Source organism: Polaromonas sp. UBA4122 (assembly GCA_002381615.1).
In the GTDB taxonomy this organism is placed as follows: domain Bacteria; phylum Pseudomonadota; class Gammaproteobacteria; order Burkholderiales; family Burkholderiaceae_C; genus Polaromonas.
The window spans coordinates 1-7,272 of sequence record DFWY01000055.1 but is presented as its reverse complement, the minus strand read 5'-3'; the positions used below and the strand labels follow the sequence as shown (position 1 = coordinate 7,272).

6 protein-coding genes and 1 pseudogene are annotated in these 7,272 nt (G+C 61.9%); 3 read left to right on the top strand and 4 right to left on the bottom strand.

All coding sequences use genetic code 11. The features are described 5' to 3' along the window. The 4 genes from B3F77_RS07270 to B3F77_RS07255 form a co-directional block, all read right to left on the bottom strand. On the bottom strand, positions 1-275 hold a 275-nt coding region (locus B3F77_RS07270; RefSeq protein WP_293604313.1), incomplete at its 3' end, for a histidinol dehydrogenase. A 255-nt stretch (positions 276-530) separates the two neighbouring features. Next, a complete protein-coding gene (locus B3F77_RS07265; RefSeq protein ID WP_293604312.1) occupies positions 531-2,120 on the bottom strand; it encodes a gamma-glutamyltransferase family protein in 1,590 nt (529 codons plus the stop codon). Between the two features lie 30 nt (positions 2,121-2,150). Next, the gene (locus tag B3F77_RS07260) at positions 2,151-3,128 is read right to left on the bottom strand and encodes a Bug family tripartite tricarboxylate transporter substrate binding protein (protein WP_293604311.1); all 978 of its coding nucleotides are present in this window, start codon (positions 3,126-3,128) and stop codon (positions 2,151-2,153) included. Positions 3,129-3,307: 179 nt separating this feature from the next. Then, a complete protein-coding gene (locus tag B3F77_RS07255; RefSeq protein ID WP_293604310.1) occupies positions 3,308-4,573 on the bottom strand; it encodes a 4-aminobutyrate--2-oxoglutarate transaminase in 1,266 nt (421 codons plus the stop codon). Between the two features lie 153 nt (positions 4,574-4,726). On the opposite strand from B3F77_RS07255, the gene B3F77_RS07250 reads away from it, so the two are divergent. From B3F77_RS07250 to B3F77_RS07240, 3 genes and pseudogenes are all read left to right on the top strand, one after another. Next, complete coding sequence (locus tag B3F77_RS07250; protein WP_414702973.1) at positions 4,727-6,217, top strand: PLP-dependent aminotransferase family protein; 1,491 nt, start codon at positions 4,727-4,729, stop codon at positions 6,215-6,217. Between the two features lie 36 nt (positions 6,218-6,253). Further along, positions 6,254-6,505 (top strand): annotated as a pseudogene (locus B3F77_RS07245) (DNA/RNA non-specific endonuclease); the annotation flags it as partial. 332 nt (positions 6,506-6,837) lie between these two features. Further along, positions 6,838-7,272 (top strand): aldo/keto reductase (locus B3F77_RS07240; RefSeq protein ID WP_293604309.1); only part of this gene is annotated, 435 nt, incomplete at its 3' end.

The following is a 7,272-nucleotide window of genomic DNA, read 5'->3' as shown; positions in this document are numbered from 1 at the left end:
CGCTGGATCTGCGCGAAGTTGCGCACCTGCTTTTGCGCGAAGGTGATGTCCTCGATTTCGCGCGCCGACAGGCTTTTCATGGCCGCTTCGATTTCGCCCTGTGACAGGCGGAAGTCGGACGGGTCCCAGTTGTCGAACTTGCGGCTGTAGTCGCGCACGGCAACATCGCCACGTGCCTCAATGTCCTTGATGATGCCTTCGACAGTGGAGCGAACCTTGACGTCGTCTTCGGACCGGATCTGCACGTCCTTGCCATGTTTGAGATATCTGATCATGGTGATTTCCTGAATATTGGGGTTTGCATACATATGAATTCTTGAGGGATTGCATACGTATGCAAACAGGGAAAACCCTAATAATTACTGAGCCCATGCTCGCTAAGTCATCGTTGTGGCGGTGCTGTCTGGTGATATTGGGATCTGGACGGCCGGCCCATGGGCCTTCAGTCCGATAGAAATAATCCAGTAGGTCGCTGGTAATAGCGCCGTTGTTTTAAGTTCAGCGCATGGTTGCAGCGCCGATCTTTTGCTTCAGAAGCCCACGGCCTGCCCATCGCGACGCGAATCGGAGGCGGCGATGTAGCCGTCTGCGGCCTTGTAAATCAATTGCGCTGAGCCGAATTCCAGGCTGTCGCGCGGCGCAACCTCGACCCGATGGCCGCGCGCGCGAAGTGCATCCACCACGTCGACCGGCAAATGCGCTTCGACGTTGAGCAGCGGTCCGGGCTCGACCCGAAAGCGCGGCGCATCGCTCATCGCCTGCGGGTTTTGGCCGAAGACCGCGAGGCGCGCCATCATCTGCACATGCCCCTGCGCCTGCATCGAGCCGCCCATCACGCCCATCGCCATCACCGGCGCGCCGCCGCGGGTGATGAAGCCGGGAATGATGGTGTGCATCGGCTTTTTGTTCGGCGCCACGCAATTGGCGTGACCCGGCTTCAGGTTGAAGCCCTCGCCGCGGTTATGCAGGCTGATGCCGGTGCCCGGCACCACTAGGCCGGAGCCGAAGCCGCGGTAGTTCGACTGAATGAAGGACACCATCGTGCCGGCGGCGTCGGCGCTCGCGAGGTAGACGGTACCGCCGGTCTTGGGCATGCCGGCGCTCGGCGCCGCGGCGCAGTCCATGTCGATCAGCGCGGCTCGCTCGGCGAGGTAGGCGGGGTCGAGCAGGACCGCCGGAGACAGCTGCATGCTGGCCGGGTCGGCGACGTGACGATGCAAATCGGCGAACGCCAGCTTCATGGCTTCGACGCTGACGTGATAGAAGGCGGCGCTGTCACGGCCCATCGCTTCGAGGTCGAAGCGATCGAGGATGCCCAGGCCGATGAGCGCTGCCAGTCCCTGCCCACTCGGCGGAATTTCATGCAGCGTGTAGCCGCGAAAACTTTGTTGGATCGGCGTCACCCATTCCGCCTCGTGCGCAGCCAGATCCGCAGCGCGCAACGCGCCGCCGGTCTGGCTGGCGAAATACGCGATGCGCTCGGCCAGCGCGCCGCGGTAAAAGCTTTCACCATCGCTTTCGGCGATCGCGCGCAGGGTTGCCGCCTGCTCCGGGAAACACCAGCGCTCGCCGGCCTGCGGCGCACGGCCGTCGCGCGTGAAGGCTTCTCGAAAGCCCGGCTGGTCGATCAGAACAGGGACTTGCGCGGCCCACTGGCGGGCGATTTGTGGAGAGACCATGAAACCGCTTTCCGCATAGCCAATCGCGGGGGCGAACAGCCGTGCGAACGGAAGTTTGCCAAAGCGCTTCGACAGTGCCTTCCAGCCGGCGACCTGGCCGGGAACGGTAACTGTGTCCCACCCGGTCGACGGCATTTTGTCGCGACCCTTGAAATACTCGGGTGTCCATGCCGCCGGCGAACGGCCACTCGAGTTCAAGCCATGCAACTGCCCTGCATGCCAGACCAGTGCGAACATGTCGCCGCCGATGCCGTTCATCACCGGCTCGACCACGGTCAGGGCAATTGCGGTGGCGATCGCGCTGTCAATGGCGTTGCCGCCTTCGTAAAGCATGCGCAGTCCGGCCTGCGCGGCCAGCGGCTGGCTGGCGCTGACCGCGTTAGCTGCAAGCAGCGGCATTTTTTGCGCGGGATAGGGGAAGGTCCAGTCGAAAGGCAACATGGTGGGTCCGGGTGAGTGTTGAAAAAAACCTTATTGCAAGATCACGCCCGACTGCTGCACCAGCTTTTCTGTGCGCGGAATTTCCGTCTTTACCATCGCTGCAAAGTCGACCGGGTTGGCAAAGAGTGCCTCGGCACCGGTGTGCACCAGTTTTTCGCGAAATGCCGGGTCCTTCAGCAAGCGTTCAATCGAGGCGTTCAGCTTGACCACCACCTCAGGCGGTGTGCCCTTGGTGGCGACGATGCCGTACCACGGCGCGATGTCGAATCCGGGGTAGCCCTGTTCGGCGATGGTCGGGATCTCGGGCGCCATTTCGGAGCGCTTTGAATTGGACACGCCGAGCGCGCGCAGCTTGCCATTTTTGACGAAGGGCAGGCCGGTCATGATAGTGTCGAAGTACATCGATACCTGGCCGCCAAGCAGCGCCGGAATCGCTTCACTCGCGCCCTTGTAGGGCACGTGCACGATATCGATCTTGGCCAGCAACTTGAGCATCTCACCGGCGAGGTGCGAGGTGGTGCCGGTACCGAACGAGGCGTAGGTCAGCTTGCCAGGATTGGCCTTGGCATACTCAACCATCTCGGCCAAGGTCTTGAACGGCAGCGACGGACTCGACAGCAGGATGTTCGGCGTAAAGGCGACCAGCGATACCTTCTCGAAGGCATCCGGATCGTAGCTCAGCTTCTTGTAGAGAAAACGGTTCGTGACCATCGACGCCGGGCCCGTCATCAGGAGCGTGTAGCCATCGCCCGGCGCCCGCGAAGCGGCATCGCTGCCAATCATGGCGGCAGCACCCGGGCGGTTTTCGATGATGAACGGCTGGCCGTATTCCTTTGCCAGCGCTTGGCCGAACTGACGCGAGATCAGGTCGGTTGCCGCACCAGCCTGAAAGGGAACGATAATCTTGACGGCATGAGTGGGCCAGTCGACTGCGGACTGCGCGCCGGCTAGGGATGCAAACAACAGCACGACGCCGGCGACGCCGGCTTGTAGCGAACGGATGAACATGGTGTATTGCCTCTTCAATGTGAGATTAACGTAAGCCGACTCGATTTCTCAAACCGGACATTCAGACCGCCTGTCCGCTGGTGCGCACAGAACGGAAGGATCACTTATGCAAGGATCATGCAAGTTCTGGCAAAAAAAGCGCGCTGCAATTACTGTACAGCACCACGTCTAGACGCTGCTCAGGCACTCAGGACCCGCGTGAGAATCGCGAGCGCCGCATCGAACTGCGCATCGGGAATCGTCAGAGGGTACAGGAAGCGAATCGCGTTGCCATGCACGCCGCAGGTGAGCAGGATCAGGCCCTGCTCGAGCGCGCGGCGCTGCACGGCCTTGGCCTCCTCGGCACTCGGGAGACCGCTCTGAGGATCGTTGAACTCGGCGGCGACCATCGAACCCAGGCCGCGCACATCGGCCAGCGCGGGGCAGTGCGCGCGCTGCTCTTCCAGGTACGCCAGCATGCGCGCACCGAGTTCGGCAGAACGCTCGCACAGTCGCTCATCGACGATGACATCGAGCACCGCATGCGCCGCGGCCAGCGCCAACGGGTTGCCGCCGTAGGTGCCGCCGAGCCCGCCAGGCAACGCCGCGTCCATGATTTCGGCGCGGCCGACCACGGCCGACAGCGGCATTCCGCCGGCCAGGCTCTTGGCCAGCGTCATCAGGTCCGGTTGCACGCCGTAGTGCTCCATGGCAAACAACTTGCCGGTGCGGGCAAAACCGGTTTGAACTTCATCGGCGATCAACAGGATGCCATGGCGGTCGCACAGTGCGCGCAGCGCCTGCATGAACTCTGGCGGCGCGGCATGAAAGCCGCCTTCCCCCTGCACCGGCTCAATGATGATGGCCGCCACCTGCTGCGGATCGACATCGACCTTGAACAGCATCTCGATAGCGGCCAGACTGTCCTCGCTGCTGACCCCATGCGAAGGACAAGGGAAGGGAGCGTGATGGATCTCGCTCGGGAAGGGGCCGAAGCCGACCTTGTAGGGCACCACCTTTCCGGTGAGTGCCATGCCGAGCATGGTGCGGCCGTGAAAGGCGCCGGAAAAGGCGATGACCGCCGGTCTTCCGGTATAAGCGCGCGCAATCTTGACCGCGTTCTCGACCGCTTCGGCGCCGGTCGAGAAAAACGCCGTCTTCTTGAGGCCGTGAATCGGAACTACGGCGTTGATGCGTTCGGCCAGCGAGATGTAGATTTCGTAGGGTACTACCTGGTAACAGGTATGGGTGAATGCCTCGAGCTGGGCGGCGATCGCCTGCGTTACACGCGGATGGCGGTGGCCGGTATTTAGTACCGCGATGCCAGCAGCGAAGTCGGTGTAGACGCGGTCCTCGACGTCCCATAGCGTTGCATTTTCGGCGCGCGCGGCATAGAAGTCACACATGACTCCAACGCCGCGCGGGGTTGCGAGTGCGCGGCGTTGATTCAAGTCGAGATTTTTCATGGTCACTTTCGCGAGCCGGAGATCCGGCCAACATCATCGGTCTGGTAGAAATCGAGCCGCGTCGGATGAGCGCCGCTATGGCTGGTAAGAGGCCATTACACCTTTGCTTGGCACTACAATCGAGAGCCACTTGGTTTAATCGGATGGTGCCAATTGAAGTCTATCTGCTCCGACCTACTGTTGCAGCACATGGGTACCGCCGGTATCGCAGCGCTCGGAAAACCGTTCAACCGCGGCCTGTATGAATGCATACGCGGCGCGATTCAGGATGGCAGCTTGGCACCGTCGACCCGTCTGCCTCCGTCGCGCGACCTCGCGGCGGAGTTGCAGTTGTCGCGCAATACCGTGATGTACGCCTATGAGCAGTTGCTGGCCGAGGGCTATGTGCACGCCCGCATCGGCAGCGGCACCTTTGTAGCCAGTACTGCGCCCGAGGCCTACCTCAACGCAACCCAGGCCAGCGGCTCTGGGGCCGCGCGCGTGACCATGCCAGGCCTGTCGCCGCGTGGGGCGCGCCTGCTGCGCGACGCCGCGGCCTCGCCGGTGCAATGGGGCGCGTTCATGCCGGGTGTGCCGGATGTGACGCGCTTTCCCTACCGGCGCTATGCGCAAATCAGCGCCCGCCTCTGGAGCAAGCCTGATCCCGCGTTGCTTAGCTATTCCTATGATGGCGGATTGCCGGCGTTGCGCGAAACGGTCGCGGTGCATCTACGGCTGGCGCGCTCGATACGCTGCGCCCCGGAGCAGGTACTTATCACCGAAGGCATCCACCAGGCGATCGATCTGGTGGTGCGCCTGCTCGGTTCGCCCGGCGATGTGGCATGGGTAGAGGAGCCGAGCTATTGGGGTATCCGCAGCATTCTTCAGATCAGCGACATCGCGATGCAGCCGATCGCGGTCGATGCCGACGGCATGTCGGTGCCGTCGGTAGCGGCAGGGACGACGCCGGCGCCGCGCTTCGTTTTTGTCACCCCTTCGCACCAGTATCCGCTGGGCGCGGTCATGAGCCTGGCGCGCCGGCGCGCGCTGCTGGAGTTGGCGCGGCAGACCGGTGCCTGGATCGTCGAGGATGACTACGACAGCGAATTCCGTTATTCGGGCCAGCCGATTCCCTCACTGCAAGGACTCGAGCCTGACGCGCCGGTGATCTATATCGGCACCTTCAGCAAGACCTTGTTTCCCGGCCTGCGCATGGGCTACCTGGTGTTGCCGCCCGCGCTGGCGACGCTGTTCCAGGTCGGTCATGCAGAGCTCTATCGAGGCGGGCATTTGCTGACGCAGGCGGCGATCGCCGAATTCATGCGTTGCGGTGAGTATGCTGCGCACATACGCCGCATGCGATTGTTGTATGGCAAGCGGCGGGCCGTACTGGCGGGTCTGATTACGCGCTTCCTCGGCCCCCACAGTCTGCATGAACACGCCAGCAACGCCGGGTTGCACCTGGTGCTGCGACTGCCCGATGAAGCCGACGACCAGGCCATCTCCACTGCGTGCAAGGCGCGCGGCATACTGGCACGGCCGCTATCGCGCTACTTCATCGGGCCGAAGGTGCAGCAGGGTTTGCTGCTCGGCTACGCCTGCGTGCCGGAAGAGGAGATCGGCCCGGCGTTCGCGATCCTGCTTGAGTGCATACGCAAGGCATAGTTGCAAGTACGGTGTTGAGGATAAAAAATCAGGCATGGATCGGTGGCACCGGCCGGGGATATGGCAACAGAAGAGTCAATGGCGCAAAGTTTTTCGCTGGCGAACATGGTGCCGCAAAGTGAAGTCATTAACGGCAAGTCGAGCAATATTGAAAAGGCCACCCGCAAATATGTGATGCGTGCTGCCGGGAATGTTTTCGTGATCACTGGTTCGACGTTCGAGCCAAATCCGCACAGGATCGGTTCGAACAAAGTCTGGGGACCGCAACATTTAATCAAATTGGTGTACTACCCATTGACCAAGGTTCTGACGCAATAAGGAGGCGTGGCAGAGTATTTTTTTTGCTCAAACCAATTGCCATTCATGCAGCCGCTTAGAAAACTCCGCCACAATTAGATTTTGAAACTAGATGCCTTTTCTTGGCACCTTGCGGGTATGTGTGTGCCGCTAGTGCCGTTTTGATCAAGTGCGCCAATCATTGGCTGACCGACTCCAGCCGATCAGCTTTACACCCAGGCGATCTGATCGCCACCCAACAGTTAGTTCATCTTTTCCCGGCCATACACCCTTATCACGACAAAACCACTGCGCGCGCCATGTCCCTGTGCTAGGCTGGCGAAATGAGACGCCGCGACGTCCTGCTGCACCTGATTCCCGCGCTGGGCGCGGCGCGCGTCTATGCACAAAACACTGCACGGCCGCAGCCACTGTCCAGAACCATTGCCTCGTCCGGCGAACAGATTCCGGTGGTCGGGCTGGGCAGCTGGATCACCTTCAATGTCGGCAACGACCCCCCGGCGCGCGCGCATTGCGCCGAGGTCATGCGCCACTTCTTCGATGCCGGCGGCCGCCTGATCGATTCCTCGCCGATGTACGGATCCTCGCAGGGTGTGATCGGCGACGGCCTGCAAAAGCTGTCGGCGCAGCGGCGCGTTTTTTCCGCCGACAAGGTCTGGACTTCGTCGGCCGGGGCGGCGCAAATCGAGGCGTCGCGCCAGCTCTGGCGGGTGCCGCGGTTCGACCTGCTGCAGGTCCACAACCTGGTGGCCTGGCAG